The following is a 15356-nucleotide window of genomic DNA, read 5'->3' as shown; positions in this document are numbered from 1 at the left end:
TAGTAAACTATCCTCGTCCAGCTTTTCTGCCACGAGGAGAAGATCATGGGAACCCTCACTTACGCGAACCTCGCCGAGCCGATCGAGATCGACGACGAGCTGCTCGCCCACCTTCGCGCGGCCACCGTCACCAAGTTGCGTCGCAACGAGCCGTTCGCGCTCACGGTACAGACGGGCGCCGACCGCACCGAGACGCTGTGGATCCACGCGTCCATCCCGATCCGCTTCGTCGTCGAGACACCGGTCACCCTCCAGCGGCCGCTGCTGGCCCGTCTCATGCAGGCCGCGGGTTCGACCGGCGGGCTCGACCTCACCGACCCCGAGCTCGCGCTCGATGCGGTATCGCGCGAACTGCACGCGCTGTCCGCCTGATCACGGAGGGGTGCAGACCTGCCTCACCGCCTCGGGATCCTCTTCAAGGGCTCTCGGATTCCCGGACGGTGACGGCTACGGCGAGAACGGAGCGGGGGCTCTCGATCGCCGACCGCGGCATCCGGCCGCCGGGATTCGGGTTCCCGGCAGCCGGATGCCGTTTCTTCGTCAGAGGGCGGTGTAACCGCCGTCGACCAGGTGGTAGCTGCCGGTGATGAAGCTCGCGGCGTCGCTCGCGAGGAACACCACGAGGTTCGCGACCTCCTCGGCCTGGCCGAGGCGCCCGATCGGGTGCTTCGACACGAGGAAGTCCTTCGCCTCGTCGCCCATGTTCGCCAGGAGCGGGGTGTCGATGAAGCCGGGGCCGACCGAGTTCACGCGGACGCCCTGCGCCGAGTACTCGAGGGCGGCGGTCTTCGTCATGCCGACGACGCCGTGCTTGGCGGTGACGTAGGCGGGGGAGCCTGCGAAGCCGACGCTGCCGAGGATCGAGGCGATGTTCACGACCGAGCCGCCGCCATTGGAGAGGATCGACGGGATCTGCGCCTTCATGTTGCGGAACACGGCGTTGAGGTTGATGGCGATCACCTTGTCCCACGCGTCTTCCTCGTAGTCCGCGGTGGGTGCCGTCGCGCCGCCGATGCCGGCGTTGTTGACGCCGATGCGGAGCGGAGCGAGCGAGTTGGCGAGCTCGACCGACGAGGCGATCCAGGCCGGGTCCGTCGCGTCGCCGACCGACGCCTCCGCGGTGCCGCCGGCGGCGCGGATCTCCTCGACGACCGCGTTCGCGTGCTCCGCGTTCAGGTCGTTCACCACCACCGCCGCGCCGTTCTGCGCCAGCAGCAGGGCGACCGCGCGGCCGATGCCGCTGCCCGCTCCCGTCACGATCGCCGAGCGGTTCGAGACGTCGTACTGAGCCACTTTCGGGCTCCTTCCCGGGCGGGCGCGGTGCCGGGAGATCTTCTCGGACGGTCCGTCCTTCCCTCCAGCCTACGCCCGGAATACCGGTGTGGATTCATGTGAATGGAGATGCTCGGCCGCCTGGCTACGCTGTGGGAACCGTCTGCCGCGGGAGGACCGATTCCGGCGGGACGAATCCCGAGGAGGCGACCAGTGCACCCGCTCGCAGATGATTCGGAAGGCTCTCCGAGGGTCGACGTGTTCTCGCCCCTCGCTCTGGTCGTCGTCGGGGAGGGTCATGGCGCGGTCGTGCGCCGCCTGCGTGCGGCGCGGCCCGATGCGGTCGTGACGGGACTCGGGCCCGTCGATGCGGCTGCACTGGCGCACGCCTCCGCAACGGCTCATCTCGTGCTCGGCGTCGGCGATGTGTCTGGCCCCGCCTGGTGCGACGGGCTTCTCGCGGACGGCGACGAGGAGGGCCTGTCCCGCTTCCTCGCCCGAGCGGCGGAGGTCGAGGAGCGCCGGAGGGCTCGGCGACTCCCTCCAGACACGCCGCCGATCCTCGAGTCGTGGTCGCCGCGCTGGGCGGCGGATGCCGCTCGCCTCGGCGCCCGCGTCGCCTCGGCGTTCGACGGCGTCCCGGTGCGGGTCGATCACATCGGCTCGACGGCCGTGCCAGGGCTGCGCGCCAAACCGATCATCGACCTCCAGGTGGGGGTGCGCGACCTCGCGGACGCGGATGCCGCGGAGCAGCGCCTCGGGGACGCCGGCTTCGTGAACGTGCAGCGCATCGTGCCGGACGCGCCGGGCGTCTCCCGCGACAACGCGCGGTGCGGCGGCAACCAGGACGAGTGGGCGAAACGCCTGTTCGCGAGCGTGGACGCCAGGGCGCGGGCGATCGTGCATGTGCGGCGCGTCGAGGCGTCGAACGCGCGGTACGCCCTCCTGTTCCGGGACTGGCTGCGGGCGGACCCGGAGGCGCGCGACGAGTACGCGGCGCTCAAGACCGCGCTGGCCTCCGCGCACCGGGACGACCGCGACTTCGACGACTACGCGCGGGCGAAGGACCACTGGTTCGACCGGGCGCAGGGGGAGATGGAGGCCTGGGCGCGGGCGACCGGGTGGGTGCCGGGCAGGGCTGGGGCGTGAGTGCCGCGAAGCACTCTTGACACGCCCGCGACGCGGGTCTAACGTACAACCAAATGGTTGCACAAACGGAGTTGAGCGAAGCGGAGGTCGACCGTGTGTTCCACGCACTGGCGACGTCGACCCGGCGGGACATCCTGCGCCGGACGATCGAGCGGGAGCAGTCCGTCTCGACACTCGCCTCCGAGTACGAGATGTCGTTCGCCGCGGTCCAGAAGCACGTGGCCGTGCTGGAGGCGGCGAACCTCATCGTCAAGCGCGCCGAGGGACGCGAGCGGCTCGTCCGCGCGAACCCCGAGATGATCGCCCGCGCCAGGGCGCTCCTCGCCCGATACGAAGAGCTGTGGCGTTCGCGTATCGCCCGGCTCGACGATCTCCTGGCCGAGCCGTCCCCGCCCGCGGGGAAGCCGGCCTCCACCGACCCCACCAGCAGTCAACGCAACGAATCGCAAGGAGACTGACATGCCTGTCACGGACATCATCACGGATGCCGAGAACCTCACCATGACCGTCGTCGCCGACCTCGCCGCGCCCGTCGAGCGCGTCTGGGCCGCCTACACCGACCCGCAGCAGCTCGAGCGGTTCTGGGGTCCTCCCGGCTGGCCGGCCACCTTCACCCAGTGGGACCACACCGTCGGCGGCCGAGCCGTGTACACGATGAACGGCCCCCGCGGGGAGAAGGCCTCCGGCACCTGGGAGTTCCTGGAGATCGACGCGCCGCGCAGCTTCACGGTGCTCGACTCGTTCGCCGACGAGGACGGCACGCCGGACGCGAACCTCCCCTCCATGCGCATGACCTTCACGTTCGAGCCGACGGCCGAGGGCGCGCGCATGGTCAACACGAGCCATTTCGCGTCCGCCGAGGCGCTCGAGCAGGTCGTCGCGATGGGCGCGGTGGAGGGCACCCGGATGGCCATGGCCCAGCTCGACGCCGTGCTGCAGGACCTCCGCGACTACGCGCAGGGCAAGGGCACGCGGGTGGAGCTGCTGGATGACACGCACGTGCGCATCACCCGGCTCGTCGAGGGTCCGCGCGAGCTGGTGTGGCGCGCCCATTTCGAGCCCGACCTCATCCGGCAGTGGATGCTCGGCCCGGACGGGTGGGAGATGACCGAGTGCGTGTCGGCGACCGAGGTCGGCCAGTCGTACCGGAACTCCTGGGCGCCCGTGGGCGACACGGAGGGTGAGCCGTTCGGATTCGAGGGGGAGGCGCTGCTGATCGACGCCCCGAAGCGCGCCGTCACCACCGAGCGGATGCAGGGCATGCCGACCGAGACGCTCAACGACCTCAACCTCTACGAGGAGGACGGCGCGACCCTCGTCACGGTGCTCATCGAGTACCCCGACAAGGAGACGCGCGACATGATCCTCGCCACCGGCATGGCCGACGGCATGGAGGCCTCGTTCGCGCGACTGGAGCGGGAGCTGCTGTCCGTCTGACACCCAGGCACTCGCGCCGGAACAGGCGGTTCTCCTGGAGAGCCGCCTGTTCCGGCGCTTCTGCCTGTGCGAAAGCGGGATAAAGTGGCGGCACGATGAGGATCACGCGCCGTACCCTGCTCCTCGGCGCCGGAGCCGGTGCCGTCTCGGTGCTTCTCGCCTCCTGCACCCCGGAGCCGGAACCGACGCCGACTCCCACCCGCACGCGCGAACCGGAGCCGCCGCCCGGTGTCCCTGCCCCGAGCGGGAGCGTCCGCAGCACCTGGACCACCGACCCCTTCGCCCGGGGCGCCGCGAGCTTCACTCCCGTGGGGGTGCTCGCCGCGACCCGCGCGGCGCTCGCGCAGCCCGTCGACGACCGGCTCTTCTTCGCGGGCGAGGCGACCGACGACGAGGCGCCGGGTACCGTCCGGGGAGCCCTGCGCTCGGGCCGCCGTGCCGCGCGGGAGCTCATCGTCGCCGCCGAGGACGGCGAGCGGGTGGCCGTGATCGGCGCCGGGATCGCCGGGGCGACCGCGGCCGCGCAGCTCGCGGAGGGCGGCCTGGAGGTGACGGTGTTCGAAGCACGCGACCGCGTCGGCGGTCGGATCCTCTCCCACGCGGAGGACGACTGGCCGGTTCCGGTGCAGCTCGGCGCGTGGCTGTTCGGCGAGGCCGACGCGGAGCTGCTCGAGACGATCGACGAAGGGGACATGGACCTCGTCGACCTCGACGGCGCGCGGTGGCGCTCAGCCGAGGGTGACGTCGACCCCGTGGATCCGCAGCCCGTGGATGCCGCGGTGACGACGGCGCAGTCCGCCCCGCAGGACTCTTCCGTGGCGGACGCCCTGGTGGCGGCCGGCATCGACCCGGAGGACCCCGCGACCGCCGCGCTCCTCGCGCTCCTCGCGGCACGGACGGGTGCGGACGCCGCCGACCTGTCGAGCTGGTTCGCCCCGCCGCTTCCCGACGCGGCGCTGCAGGGAGTCGGCGACGACCTGACCCCGTTCATCGAGAGTGCCCTGGACGGGGTGAAGGTGGGGCTCAGCTCGCCGGTCACGCGCCTTGCGTGGGACGACACCGGGGTGAGTGTGCGCCTCGGCACCGGGGAGGCCCTCTCCTTCGACCGGGTGCTGCTGACGGTGCCCCTCGGGGTGCTGCAGGAGCAGGCCATCGAGTTCGATCCGCCGCTGCCGTTCGACAACCGCGGCGCCGTGTCCGCGCTCGGCATGGGCGCGATCGAGACGGTGTGGCTGCGATGGGACGAGCCCTTCTGGGACGGTGATGAGGCGATCTGGCACGCGGTCGGCGACGACATCGCGATCCCCACGTGGATCAACCTCCGCCCCTCGACCGGCGAGAACGTGCTCGTCGGGATCGTGGGCGGTGCGGCGGCGCGGGACTTCGCGGAGCTCGGGGACGCGGAGGCCGTCGAGGCGGCGCTCGCGTCGCTGGCGCTCTACGCCTGAACCGTCTCGCGTGCGGCCTCGGCCGGGGCACGCTCCTCGGGCGGAGGCTCGGTGGGTGCGCGATCCCACGGGTCCGGCAGGCGGCTGATGAGCACGAGCGCGGTCGCCACGGTGGCGAAGGCGGCCAGCGCGATCGCGCAGGAGACGGTGAACTCGACGGGACCGCTCACCTGCCGCGGGTCGAGGAAGTAGTACGGGTACCAGCCGATCAGTGGTCCGCGGATAAGCGTCGCGACGCCCCACAGCACCGGGTAGGCCAGGGTCACCGGGATCACGCGCCACGGCACCGCCCGATGTCCCGGGGCCAGGGCCCAGGCGGCGACCGTCACTGCGGGCAGCCAGAAGTGCAGCACCTGATCCGACCACGGCACGTCGATGCGGATCCCCCGGACTCCGGCCTGCCAGACGAGGATCGCGAACACGAGCCCCGCCGTGATGGTCCAGGTGAGCACGAGGGCGAGCGCCACCGTGAGCCACCGCGGGTCGCGGGCCCGACGCAGCGCGAGGACCCCGGCGACGGTGAGGAGGACGACGAAGGCGATGTTCGACTGGTTCGTCAGGTACGCGAAGAAGTTCTGGCTCGCGATGGTGTTCGACGCGAGTCCCCACGCGAGGCGGTGGATCAGCGCGATGAGGCAGACGGCGGCGGCGGTGAGCCGGAGCAGGCCGAAGACGGTGCGCCTGCTCACCGTCGCCTCGTCCTTTCCGCCATCCGCCGAGTCTACGGAGCCGACCCGGGGTGACGCCGCATCAGGCCGTCGCGCGGGTTCAGGCGCGGGCGGACGTGGGGGCCTGTTCTCGCGCGAGGGCCTGCTGTGGCGGAGCGGGTCAGCGGCGCGGGGCGCGCGTCGACCACAGGGCCAGCGCGATGAGCGCCGGCTGGAAGAACAGTCGCACGAAGCGCTTCATGTCGGTGTCGAGGCCGAAGCCGTCGCGATGATGCATCCACTGCGCCACGTTGCCGGGGAAGACCGCCGCGAAGAAGAGCGCGGCGACGGTGCCGACCGTGCGACGGCGGCGACGGGTGAAGAGGAGCGCGGATCCGAGCGCGACCTCCGCGACGCCGGACGCGAGCACCGTGGTGTCCGGATCGAGCGGCAGCGATTCCGGAACCTGCGCCTGGAACTCCTCGCGGGCGACCGTGAGGTGGGAGACGCCGGCGAACACGAGCGCGGCGCCGAGGAAGATCCGGCCGATGGTGCGGGGAGTCGACATGGTGCGAGTGTACGCCTCGCGGTCTCCGTCAGATCAGGCGGCGGAGCGCTTCTTCCAAGGCGATTCCCTGTGCCTCGGCGCGGTCGCGGAGACGGGCGTGCTCGTCGGGGGACAGCGGCACCTGCAGCACGATGGGGTCGTCCTGCGCGAGGTCGAGTCCGTCGAGGAGATCGGAGGTCTCGGCCCACAGCGGCGCGGCGAACTCCGCCTCCGCGACGGGGTTCGGGGTGCGGGACGAGGCTGCCGTCGCGGAGGATGCCGGGGCTTCCGCGGCGGCAGCGGCGACAGGGGCGGAGGCGGCGACGGCGGCTCCGGCATCGGTCGCGCGGGTGAACCCGGGGCCTCGACGCGGCTCCTGCTTCTGCTGATAGGCCTTGGCGGCGGCGTTCGCGCGCTCGTCGGCGGCTTCGTTCAGCGGGTGCCCGGCGTGGCCCTTGACCCAGGAGAACTCGACGTCGCGACCGCGCAGGGCCTCGTCGATCCCTTCGAGGAGGTCGCGGTTCAGCACGGGCCCGCCGTCGGACTTCCGCCATCCGCGGCGCTTCCAGCCCGGCATCCACTTCGTCACGGAGTCGATCACGTAGCGGCTGTCGCACTCGATCAACAGCTTCTCGTCGGTGCCGGCCGTCGCCCGGAGCAGTTCGAGGACGGCGCGGAGCTCGCCCTGGTTGTTCGTGCCGTGCGGGGAGCCGCCGGCCGCCCAGTTCGCGTCGTCGATGTACCAGGCCCAGCCGTTCGGGCCGGGGTTGCCCAGGGCGGAGCCGTCTGCGGCGGCGGTGATGGTCATCCGTCCACCGTATCGCTGGCCGCGGACGCCCTTTCGCGCCGCGGTCGCACGGATTCCCGCGGAACCTGCGACGGGAGTGCGAAACAGCGATGCCGTGCGGGCGTCAGTCCTCGGGGTCGGCGTTCTCGGTGCTCGCGGCCTCGGGGGCGGGCGGGGCGACGGGGAACACGATGGAACTCACCGAGGACGGGGTGTCGAGGCCGAGGGTCAGCGGGTCGACCGTCGGCGCGGCGTCGAGCGTGTCTGCGGCCGAAGTCTCGAGAGGCTCAGAGGGGAGTCCCCACTGCTTCTCTTCTTCCTCCGGCCGGTGCTGGAAGAGTCCCATGTGTCCATTGTCACCCCAGGGCGGCGCGAGGTCGCAGTTTCCCACCGAGGTCGCAGGGATCGGGCGGCATCCTGCGACGGGGGTGCGACTCTGCGATCGCGGCTCACTCCGCGCGCGCGGCCTCCCGCACGGCGTCGACGAGGGTGCGCCACGGACCGTCCACGGCGGAGTCGGGCAGCTCCCGCTCCCGGCGCTCGGACGGGGTGCGGGCGCGGATGCTCCACACGAACCGGTCGGCCCCGGGCTCCGTGTCGACGTCGTCGTCCCAGGGGCAGCTGTCGATGAGGCCGATCCATTCCTCGGCGTCCGGCGGCTCGGCCTCCACACGCCACTGGCGACGGATGCCGGCGAGACCTCCCGAGCGCACGACGGCGATGACGACGGGGGCGTCAGGCGGCGTCGGGTCCTCGGTCATCCTCATAGACTCCCACGGTCGTCCACGCGCGTCGAGCGGCGGCGACGGTCTCCTGATCGACCGTGGCTGCCGCGGCGACCGTGGCGTCGGCGAAGGCGGTGAAGGTCGCGGTGCTCGACAGCCCGCCGGTGAGTGCCCGGTACCAGACCATGCCGGCGCGCTCCCAGGCGTTGCCGCCGAGGTCGAGGGCGAAGAGGGCGAAGGCGCGGTTCGGGATGCCGGAGTTGATGTGCACGCCTCCGTTGTCCTCGGTGGTGCGCACGAATCCGCTCATGTGGTCGGGCTGCGGGTCTTTCCCGAGTTCATCGTCGTCGTAGGCCGTGCCCGGCGCGATCATGGAGCGCAGGGCCGACCCCTCCACCGCATCCGTGAAGATCTCCGCCCCGATGAGCCAGCTCGCCTTGTCGGCGGACTGCCCCAGGGCGTACTGCTCGGTGAGGGCGCCGAACACGTCGGCCACGGACTCGTTCAGTGCGCCCGGCTGGCCCTGATACTCCAGGTTCGCCGTGTGCTGCACGACGCCGTGGGCGAGCTCATGCCCGATCACGGTGAGCGAGCCGGTGAAGTGCTGGAACACCTCGCCGTCGCCGTCGCCGAACACCATGCGCTCGCCGTCCCAGAAGGCGTTGTCGTAGTCGACGCCGTAGTGGACGGTCGCGTCGAGAGGAGCGCCGGCGTCGTCGAGCGAGTTGCGGCCGAACGCGGACAGCAGCATCTCGAACGTCGCGCCCAGGCCGTCGAACGCCTCGTTGACCGCGGTGTCGGCGACGGGCTCGTCGTCTTCCGTGCGGACCACGGCCCCCGGGAGCTGCTGCGTGTTGCCGGCGTCGCTGATCGTGCGGTTCGGCGCATCCGAGAGCTGCGCGACGAGGTCGCCGTTCTCGTCGATCGAGAGGTCGATGCGGGCGCGGAACGGCGGGCGGCCCGCGGTGAGCGTCTGCCGGGCGGCGGCGGCGGCCTTCGGGAACCGACCCGACTCCGCCAGGCGCGCGAGCAGGTAGGAGGGGACGACGCCGGGATGCGGGAAGGATTCTGCGCTGCTCATGCGTCGACCCTACGCCGGGGATCGGACACGGCAGGAGACCCCCAGGACGGTCGCGTAAAATCGGCCTAATGACCGACGCGCCCGACGCCACCCCCGACCTGGGCCCCGGCATCGACCCCGACGACCTCGCCACGACGCTGCGCGTCCTCGCCGAGCTGCACACGATCGACAACGAGCACCCCGACTTCGTGGCCGTGCGCCACGCGACCGCGGCCATGTTCAAGGCGGTCAAGCGCGTGCGGCGCAAGGAGATCCGGGATGCGATCGCCGAGGCGGACAAGGCCGTCGTCGCCCGCACCGCCACCGGTGCCCCCGACCGCATCGACGACGAGACCCGCGGCAACGACCTCGCCACGAGCGTGGTGGACGCGCCCATCGCCGGCGAGCTCCTGAAGCCCCGCAACTGCTACATCTGCAAGCAGCCGTACACGCTCGTCGACGCCTTCTACCACCAGCTCTGCCCGGACTGCGCGCGCTTCAGCCACGGCAAGCGCACCGCCCGCACCGACCTCACCGGCAAGCGCGCCCTGCTCACGGGCGGCCGCGCGAAGATCGGCATGCACATCGCGCTGCGCCTCCTCCGTGATGGTGCGCACACCACGATCACCACCCGGTTCCCGCGGGACGCCGTGCGCCGGTTCTCGGCCCTGCCGGATGCGGGCGACTGGCTGCACCGGCTGCGCGTGGTCGGCATCGACCTCCGCGACCCCGCCCAGGTGATCGGGCTCGCCGACTCGGTCGCCGCGCAGGGCCCGCTCGACATCCTCATCAACAACGCCGCGCAGACGGTCCGCCGCTCGCCCGGGGCGTACTCGCTGCTCGCCGACGCGGAGCTCCAGCCGCTGCCGGACGGTCCGCTGCCGGAGATGGAGACCTTCGGGCACACCGTCGACCCGCACCCGCAGGCGCTGCAGGCGTCGGTCGACGCGCACCCGCTGCTCTCGGTCGCGGCGCTCGGCGGCACGGTCGCGGAGCAAGGCGGACAGGCGCTCACGGCCGAAGACCTCGCCCGGCTCGCGATGGCCCCCGGCTCCTCCTCGCTCGAGAAGCACGCGGACGGCACGGCGATCGATGCGGGCGGCCTCGTGCCGGACGTGAACCGCGTCAACAGCTGGGTGCAGTCCGTGGATCAGGTCGATCCGCTGGAGATGCTCGAGGTGCAGCTCGCCAACACCACCGCGCCGTTCCTGCTCATCAGCAGGCTGCGGGCGTCGATGGCCGCGTCGTCGTCGCGCCGGAAGTACGTCGTGAACGTCTCCGCCATGGAGGGGCAGTTCTCCCGCCGTTACAAGGGCCCGGGCCACCCGCACACGAACATGGCGAAGGCCGCGCTGAACATGCTGACCCGCACGAGCGCGGGAGAGATGCTGGAGAAGGACGGCATCCTCATGACCGCGGTCGATACCGGCTGGATCACCGACGAGCGCCCGCACTACACGAAGGTGCGACTGGCGGAGGAGGGCTTCCACGCCCCGCTCGACCTGGTCGACGGCGCCGCCCGGGTGTACGACCCCATCGTGCGCGGCGAGGCCGGCGAGGACATCCACGGCGTCTTCCTCAAGGACTACGAGCCCAGCCCCTGGTGACGCCCGTTCGAATCGCCTGAATGGTTCCATCCGGAGCCGGAAAGGGGCCAATCGGGCGATTCGAAAGTGGTCAGCCGGGGTAGGGGTGCGGGAACCAGACCGTCACGATGAGACCTCCGCCGGTGCGGGGCGTCAGCACGAGGGTGCCGCCGTGGGTCTGGGTGATGCGCTGGACGATCGCGAGGCCGAGGCCCACCCCGGCGTGCTCCGCCCCGCGCGTGCGCTCGGTGCCGCGCTGGAAGGGCTCGACGAGCGTCGCGACCTGGGAGGCGTGCAGTTCCGCCCCGGTGTTCTCCACGACGAGGGCCACCGCGTGCGGCAGGGAATGCGTGCGCACCGCGATGGATCCGCCGCCGTCCGCGCGGTTGTGGACGATCGCGTTGGCGACGAGGTTCATGACGAGCTGCGGCAGCAGAGCGGAGGAGCCGAGCACGGTCGCCGGCACGCCGGACACCTCCACCTCGACCCCGCGGCGGTCGGCGAGCGGGAGGAGGGCCTCGACGGATTCCTCCGCCAGGAGCGACAGATCCACGAGCGTCCGCGGGAAGGTACGCTGATCCGCTCTGCTCAGCAGCAGCAGCGCCTCGGTGAGGTCGATCGCGCGTGTGTTCACCTCGCGGAGCCGGTCGATCAGGGCGTCGACGTCGCGGTCGGGATCGGTGCGGGCCACGTCGAGGAGCGTCTGCGAGATGGCCAAGGGTGTCCGCAGTTCGTGCGAGGCGTTCGCGGCGAAGCGCTGCTGCTCGGCGACGTGTGCCTCCAGCTGCTCCAGCATCGTGTCGAAGACGTCGGCGAGGTCGCGGAACTCGTCGCTCGGGCCCTCCATGCGGATCCGGTGCGACAAGGAGCCCTGCGCCGCGAGCCGCGCGGCGTCGCCGATGCGGTCGAGAGGCGCCAGCATCCGTCCGGCGAGCAGCCAGCCGCCGCCGAGACCGATCGCGAGCAGGGCGACCATCACCAGCACGGCGACCGGCACGAACGCCCGGATCAGATCCGAGCGGTTGGGGACGAAGAACTCGACGACGGGGATCTGCACATCCGGCACGTACCTGAGGAGGTAGAGCGCCACGGCCCCGAGCAGCAGGAGCCCGGAGACGACGACGATGCCCGCGTAGCTCAGCGTCAGCTTGAAGCGGACGCTCAGCCCCCGCCGCCTAGGCATCCGCGTCGGCCCCGATCCGGTAGCCGACGCCGGGCACCGTGAGGATCAGCCACGGCTCGCCGAGGCGCTTGCGCAGCGAGGAGACGGTGATGCGGACGGCGTTCGTGAACGGGTCGGCGTTCTCGTCCCACGCCCGCTCCAGCAGCTCTTCGGCGCTGACCACCCCGCCCTCGGCATCGACGAGCACCTCCAGCACGGCGAACTGCTTGCGGGTGAGGGCGACGTAGCGGCCGTCGCGGTAGACCTCGCGGCGGAACGGGTCGAGGCGCAGCCCCGCGATCTCCAGCACCGGCGGCCGCGCGCGCTGTCGGCGGCGGTCGAGGGCACGCAGCCGCAGCACCAGCTCCCGCAGCTCGAAGGGCTTGGTGAGGTAGTCGTCGGCACCGAGCTCGAACCCGGAGGCCTTGTCGTCGAGGCGGTCGGCGGCCGTGAGCATGAGGATGGGGATGCCGCTGCCCGAGGCGACGATCCACCGCGCGATGTCGTCACCGGACGGACCGGGCACGTCGCGGTCGAGGATCGCGATGTCGTACGCGTTGATGCTCAGGAGCTCGAGCGCCGTGTCGCCGTCGCCGGCGATGTCGGCTGCGATCGCCTCCAGTCGCAGTCCGTCGCGGACCGCCTCGGCGAGGTAGGGCTCGTCCTCGACGATCAGCACACGCATGGCAGCGATCCTACGCAGTGCGGTATATCGCCGGCGTATGGAAAAGGGCATACGCCGTGGCAACCGCGGCCTCTCTTCGCTGGAAGCATGAACGACCTCCGCACCCCCCGAGCCGTCCGCGCCCGGCGCCGTCGGCGGATCGCCGCCACGGTGTCCGTGCTGGCGCTCGCCGTGGTCGCCGCCGTCGCCGTGCAGCAGTCGCTGTCGGCCGCGTTCGCCGAGACCGCCCCGATCGTCGCACCCGCCACCACGGGTTCCGATCCCGAGCCGCACGCGCCGACCGGGTCGGTGCTCGCCCCGAGCGAGGCCGACGGCGTGATCCGCGACGGCGACCAGCCCACGGTGTTCGACGTCGACAGGGTCGCTGTCGGCAACCTCGACCCCGCCCTGCTCGACGCCCTCCAGCGCGCCGCCACCGATGCGGAGGCCGACGGGGTGACGTTCCTCGTGAACAGCGGATGGCGTTCGGCGGCGCTGCAGGAGCAGCTGCTGCGCGACGCGATCGACGACTACGGCTCGGAGGAGGAGGCGCGCCGCTGGGTGGCGACCGCGGACACCTCGGCGCACGTCTCCGGTGACGCGGTCGACCTCGGTCCGCTCCCGACCCTCGACTGGCTCACGCAGCGCGGATGGCGCTACGGCCTCTGCCAGACCTACGGCAACGAATCCTGGCACTACGAGCTGCGACCGGAGGCCGTCGAGGACGGCTGTCCCGCACCGTACGCCGACCCCACCGAAGACCCGAGGATGCAGCGATGACGGCTCTGCTCGCGGAGGGGATGACCCTGTCCCGCCTCCACGCACCGACACTGTCCACCCTTCCGGCCGCCGTGGCCGAGAACCTCCGTCGTGTGCGGACCGCCGCCGCGGTGCCCGTCATGGCCGTGGTGAAGGCCGACGCCTACGGTCATGGCATGGTGGCCGTGGCGACCGCCGCCGTGGCCGCGGGGGCCGAGTGGCTCGGGGTCACCGACGTCGCCGAGGGGGTCGCGCTGCGCGAGGCCGGACTGCGCGTGCCGATCCTCGCCTGGCTGCACCCCGCGGGCATCGACGCGCCGCGCGCGGCCGCCGCCGGGGTCGACGTGGCCGTGGGTTCCGTCGAGGAGCTGCGTCAGCTCGCGGCCGATGCCGCGGCTCCGGTGCGCGTGCATCTGCATCTCGACACCGGGATGGCGCGGGGAGGGTGCCCTGTGGAGGACTGGGATGCGCTGCTGCGCACGGCGCGGGCGGCCCGGAGCCGGATCGAGGTCGTCGGGGTGATGGGACACCTCCCCCGCGCCGACGCCGCGGATCCGCGGGCGAACGCGGCCGCGGTGCTGCGGATGCGCCAGGGGAGGGACGCGGTCCTGCGCGCCGGCTTCGGACCGCTGCTCGTGCACCTCGCGGCTACCTCGGGTGCCCTGACCGATCCCGCGACGCACTTCGACATGGTGCGCGTGGGGGCCGCGCTCGTAGGGATCGACCCGTCCGAGACGGTCTCTCTGGTCGGGGCTTCGCGTTTCACCGCCCCGGTCGTGCACAGCGCCGCCGTGCCGGCCGGCACCGTCGTGGGCTACGGCGGGACGCACACGACGGCAGCGGCCACGCACCTGAGCGTGGTGGGGGTCGGATACGCCGACGGCATCCCGCGGGAGATCGCGCCGGGAGCGGGCGTGGAGATCGGAGGGGAACGGCATCCGATCGTCGGCCGGGTGTCGATGGATCAGATCGTCGTCGACACCGGGGGGAGGGCGTTCCCCCGAGGAGCGGTCGCGACGGTGTTCGGGCCGGACGGCGGCGCGGTGCCGTCGGTGCAGGAGTGGGCACGGTGGGCGGGCACCATCCCGCACACCGTCGTCACGGGCATCGGCCCGCGGGTGAAGAGGAGCGTGGCATGACGATGAAGGTCCTGGTCATCGGAGGGGGACAGAATCCCGAGCACGAGGTGTCGCTCGCCTCGGCGGCCGCGGTCGCCGCGGCGCTGCGGTTGGGGGGACATGCCGTCACGACCGCGACGATCGACCGCGACGGCGTGTGGCGGGCCGACGGCATCCCGCCCGGCGTGAGTCCGGCGGCATCGTTGCAGCAGGCCCTGCCGCTGCTCGCGGCGAGCGACGTCGTGTTCCCCGCGGTGCACGGTGCGCTGGGGGAGGACGGCGCCCTCGCGGCGCTGTGTGCGCTCGCCGGGGTGCCGGTCGTCGGCTCCGCGCTGGGGGCGGGCGCGCTCGGCATGGACAAGTGGGCCACGAAGCTCGTGGCCGAGGCCGTGGGGCTGCGCACCGCCCGGGGGCGGCTGGTCGCCGCGGAGGACATCGGCGACGTGGAGTTCGAGGGCGCCGTCGTGGTCAAGCCGGTGACGGCCGGCTCGAGCCACGGCGTGAGCCTGGTGACGGAGGAGGGCGACCTGCTCATGGCGCTGCGGGGGGCGGCGCGCTTCGACCGGCGGATCCTGGTCGAGGAGGTCGTGCACGCGCGGGAGATCGACGTCGCCGTGCTGCGGGAGAAGGGCGGGGTGCGGTGGGCCGCCCCGCCCCTGGAGATCCATGCCCCCGGGCTCTTCGACACCGCGACGAAGTACGACGGCACGGCCCGGTTCACGGTCCCGGCGCAGCTCGATGCGGCCGCCACGTCGGCGCTCAAGAGAGCCGCGATCGCGATGTTCGACGCCCTGGGGTGCGACGGGGTCGCCCGCATGGACTTCTTCCTCACGGACGACGGCCCCGTGCTCAACGAGGTCAACACGATGCCGGGGCTGACCGCGGCCTCCCAGGCGCCGCGGATGTTCGCGGCGGCCGGGGTGGACTACGTCGACCTCGTGGGCCGGCTCGTGCGCGCGGCCGTGTGAGAGGGCCTCGACACGGCGCCCGCGGAG

At 72.2% G+C, this 15356-nt stretch carries 18 protein-coding genes; 9 read left to right on the top strand and 9 right to left on the bottom strand.

Annotated elements, in window-relative coordinates:
- Nucleotides 1–45 precede the first annotated feature (45 nt).
- Nucleotides 46–372: a hypothetical protein gene (locus BK819_RS03525; RefSeq protein WP_071327876.1), complete on the top strand. Its 327-nt coding sequence runs from the start codon at nucleotides 46–48 to the stop codon at nucleotides 370–372.
- Between the two features lie 168 nt (nucleotides 373–540).
- On the opposite strand, the gene BK819_RS03520 is transcribed toward BK819_RS03525, so the two are convergent.
- Nucleotides 541–1293 carry an SDR family NAD(P)-dependent oxidoreductase gene (locus BK819_RS03520; RefSeq protein WP_071327875.1) on the bottom strand — a complete coding sequence of 251 codons (753 nt, stop codon included), beginning with the start codon at nucleotides 1291–1293 and terminating at the stop codon, nucleotides 541–543.
- 237 nt (nucleotides 1294–1530) lie between these two features.
- On the opposite strand from BK819_RS03520, the gene BK819_RS16310 reads away from it, so the two are divergent.
- The 4 genes from BK819_RS16310 (at nucleotide 1531) to BK819_RS03500 (ending at nucleotide 5306) form a co-directional block, all read left to right on the top strand.
- Entirely contained in the window at nucleotides 1531–2421 is an 891-nt protein-coding gene (locus BK819_RS16310) for a GrpB family protein (protein ID WP_256209355.1), read from the top strand.
- 53 nt (nucleotides 2422–2474) lie between these two features.
- Complete coding sequence (locus BK819_RS03510; RefSeq protein WP_060921761.1) at nucleotides 2475–2879, top strand: metalloregulator ArsR/SmtB family transcription factor; 405 nt, start codon at nucleotides 2475–2477, stop codon at nucleotides 2877–2879.
- 1 nt (nucleotide 2880) lies between these two features.
- Nucleotides 2881–3858 (top strand): SRPBCC family protein, encoded by a 978-nt coding sequence (locus BK819_RS03505; protein WP_071327874.1) that lies wholly within the window; start codon nucleotides 2881–2883, stop codon nucleotides 3856–3858.
- 95 nt (nucleotides 3859–3953) lie between these two features.
- Nucleotides 3954–5306: an FAD-dependent oxidoreductase gene (locus BK819_RS03500; protein WP_071327873.1), complete on the top strand. Its 1353-nt coding sequence runs from the start codon at nucleotides 3954–3956 to the stop codon at nucleotides 5304–5306.
- On the opposite strand, the gene BK819_RS03495 is transcribed toward BK819_RS03500, so the two are convergent.
- From BK819_RS03495 to BK819_RS03470, 6 genes are all read right to left on the bottom strand, one after another.
- Entirely contained in the window at nucleotides 5297–5995 is a 699-nt protein-coding gene (locus tag BK819_RS03495) for a Pr6Pr family membrane protein (RefSeq protein WP_071327872.1), read from the bottom strand. The genes BK819_RS03500 and BK819_RS03495 overlap by 10 nt on opposite strands.
- 139 nt (nucleotides 5996–6134) lie before the next feature.
- Nucleotides 6135–6521 carry a DoxX family membrane protein gene (locus tag BK819_RS03490; protein ID WP_071327871.1) on the bottom strand — a complete coding sequence of 129 codons (387 nt, stop codon included), beginning with the start codon at nucleotides 6519–6521 and terminating at the stop codon, nucleotides 6135–6137.
- A 28-nt stretch (nucleotides 6522–6549) separates the two neighbouring features.
- Complete coding sequence (locus BK819_RS03485) at nucleotides 6550–7308, bottom strand: ribonuclease H (protein WP_071327870.1); 759 nt, start codon at nucleotides 7306–7308, stop codon at nucleotides 6550–6552.
- Between the two features lie 103 nt (nucleotides 7309–7411).
- The gene (locus tag BK819_RS03480) at nucleotides 7412–7633 is read right to left on the bottom strand and encodes a hypothetical protein (protein ID WP_071327869.1); all 222 of its coding nucleotides are present in this window, start codon (nucleotides 7631–7633) and stop codon (nucleotides 7412–7414) included.
- Nucleotides 7634–7736: 103 nt separating this feature from the next.
- A complete protein-coding gene (locus BK819_RS03475) occupies nucleotides 7737–8048 on the bottom strand; it encodes a protealysin inhibitor emfourin (RefSeq protein WP_071327868.1) in 312 nt (103 codons plus the stop codon).
- Entirely contained in the window at nucleotides 8023–9093 is a 1071-nt protein-coding gene (locus BK819_RS03470; protein ID WP_071327867.1) for a M4 family metallopeptidase, read from the bottom strand. Before BK819_RS03470 ends, BK819_RS03475 begins: the two co-directional genes overlap by 26 nt.
- Before the next feature lie 68 nt (nucleotides 9094–9161).
- Here BK819_RS03470 and BK819_RS03465 point away from each other — a divergent pair, with 68 nt between their 5' ends.
- Nucleotides 9162–10679, top strand: a complete 1518-nt coding sequence (locus BK819_RS03465; protein WP_071327866.1) for an SDR family oxidoreductase — start codon at nucleotides 9162–9164, stop codon at nucleotides 10677–10679.
- 70 nt (nucleotides 10680–10749) lie between these two features.
- Here the strand turns inward: BK819_RS03465 and BK819_RS03460 are convergent, their stop codons facing one another.
- Together BK819_RS03460 and BK819_RS03455 are read right to left on the bottom strand one after the other, a co-directional pair.
- Nucleotides 10750–11841 carry a HAMP domain-containing sensor histidine kinase gene (locus BK819_RS03460; protein WP_218138553.1) on the bottom strand — a complete coding sequence of 364 codons (1092 nt, stop codon included), beginning with the start codon at nucleotides 11839–11841 and terminating at the stop codon, nucleotides 10750–10752.
- On the bottom strand, nucleotides 11834–12505 hold the full coding sequence (locus BK819_RS03455) for a response regulator transcription factor (RefSeq protein WP_025104044.1): 672 nt from the start codon (nucleotides 12503–12505) through the stop codon (nucleotides 11834–11836). Before BK819_RS03455 ends, BK819_RS03460 begins: the two co-directional genes overlap by 8 nt.
- Nucleotides 12506–12592: 87 nt before the next feature.
- On the opposite strand from BK819_RS03455, the gene BK819_RS03450 reads away from it, so the two are divergent.
- Genes BK819_RS03450 through BK819_RS03440 form a run of 3 tightly spaced genes read left to right on the top strand, consistent with a single transcriptional unit; the run spans nucleotide 12593 to nucleotide 15329 of the window.
- Nucleotides 12593–13264, top strand: a complete 672-nt coding sequence (locus BK819_RS03450) for a M15 family metallopeptidase (protein WP_071327865.1) — start codon at nucleotides 12593–12595, stop codon at nucleotides 13262–13264.
- Entirely contained in the window at nucleotides 13261–14382 is a 1122-nt protein-coding gene (alr, locus tag BK819_RS03445; protein WP_071327864.1) for an alanine racemase, read from the top strand. Before BK819_RS03450 ends, alr begins: the two co-directional genes overlap by 4 nt.
- Nucleotides 14379–15329 carry a D-alanine--D-alanine ligase gene (locus BK819_RS03440; RefSeq protein ID WP_071327863.1) on the top strand — a complete coding sequence of 317 codons (951 nt, stop codon included), beginning with the start codon at nucleotides 14379–14381 and terminating at the stop codon, nucleotides 15327–15329. Before alr ends, BK819_RS03440 begins: the two co-directional genes overlap by 4 nt.
- The last annotated feature ends 27 nt before the right edge of the window (nucleotides 15330–15356 follow it).

It is taken from the genome of Microbacterium sp. LCT-H2, assembly GCF_001866135.1.
Lineage (GTDB): Bacteria > Actinomycetota > Actinomycetes > Actinomycetales > Microbacteriaceae > Microbacterium.
This window is presented reverse-complemented; position numbering and strand designations above follow the sequence as displayed.

What these genes read in the sequence shown, in the direction of transcription:
- BK819_RS03525 (WP_071327876.1), top strand. Translation starts at nt 46, where the DNA reads ATGGGAACCCTCACTTACGCGAACCTCGCCGAGCCGATCGAGATCGAC.
- BK819_RS03510 (WP_060921761.1), top strand. Translation starts at nt 2,475, where the DNA reads ATGGTTGCACAAACGGAGTTGAGCGAAGCGGAGGTCGACCGTGTGTTC.
- BK819_RS03505 (WP_071327874.1), top strand. Translation starts at nt 2,881, where the DNA reads ATGCCTGTCACGGACATCATCACGGATGCCGAGAACCTCACCATGACC.
- BK819_RS03500 (WP_071327873.1), top strand. Translation starts at nt 3,954, where the DNA reads ATGAGGATCACGCGCCGTACCCTGCTCCTCGGCGCCGGAGCCGGTGCC.
- BK819_RS03490 (WP_071327871.1), bottom strand. Translation starts at nt 6,521, where the DNA reads ATGTCGACTCCCCGCACCATCGGCCGGATCTTCCTCGGCGCCGCGCTC.
- BK819_RS03485 (WP_071327870.1), bottom strand. Translation starts at nt 7,308, where the DNA reads ATGACCATCACCGCCGCCGCAGACGGCTCCGCCCTGGGCAACCCCGGC.
- BK819_RS03480 (WP_071327869.1), bottom strand. Translation starts at nt 7,633, where the DNA reads ATGGGACTCTTCCAGCACCGGCCGGAGGAAGAAGAGAAGCAGTGGGGA.
- BK819_RS03475 (WP_071327868.1), bottom strand. Translation starts at nt 8,048, where the DNA reads ATGACCGAGGACCCGACGCCGCCTGACGCCCCCGTCGTCATCGCCGTC.
- BK819_RS03470 (WP_071327867.1), bottom strand. Translation starts at nt 9,093, where the DNA reads ATGAGCAGCGCAGAATCCTTCCCGCATCCCGGCGTCGTCCCCTCCTAC.
- BK819_RS03465 (WP_071327866.1), top strand. Translation starts at nt 9,162, where the DNA reads ATGACCGACGCGCCCGACGCCACCCCCGACCTGGGCCCCGGCATCGAC.
- BK819_RS03460 (WP_218138553.1), bottom strand. Translation starts at nt 11,841, where the DNA reads ATGCCTAGGCGGCGGGGGCTGAGCGTCCGCTTCAAGCTGACGCTGAGC.
- BK819_RS03455 (WP_025104044.1), bottom strand. Translation starts at nt 12,505, where the DNA reads ATGCGTGTGCTGATCGTCGAGGACGAGCCCTACCTCGCCGAGGCGGTC.
- BK819_RS03450 (WP_071327865.1), top strand. Translation starts at nt 12,593, where the DNA reads ATGAACGACCTCCGCACCCCCCGAGCCGTCCGCGCCCGGCGCCGTCGG.
- alr (WP_071327864.1), top strand. Translation starts at nt 13,261, where the DNA reads ATGACGGCTCTGCTCGCGGAGGGGATGACCCTGTCCCGCCTCCACGCA.
- BK819_RS03440 (WP_071327863.1), top strand. Translation starts at nt 14,379, where the DNA reads ATGACGATGAAGGTCCTGGTCATCGGAGGGGGACAGAATCCCGAGCAC.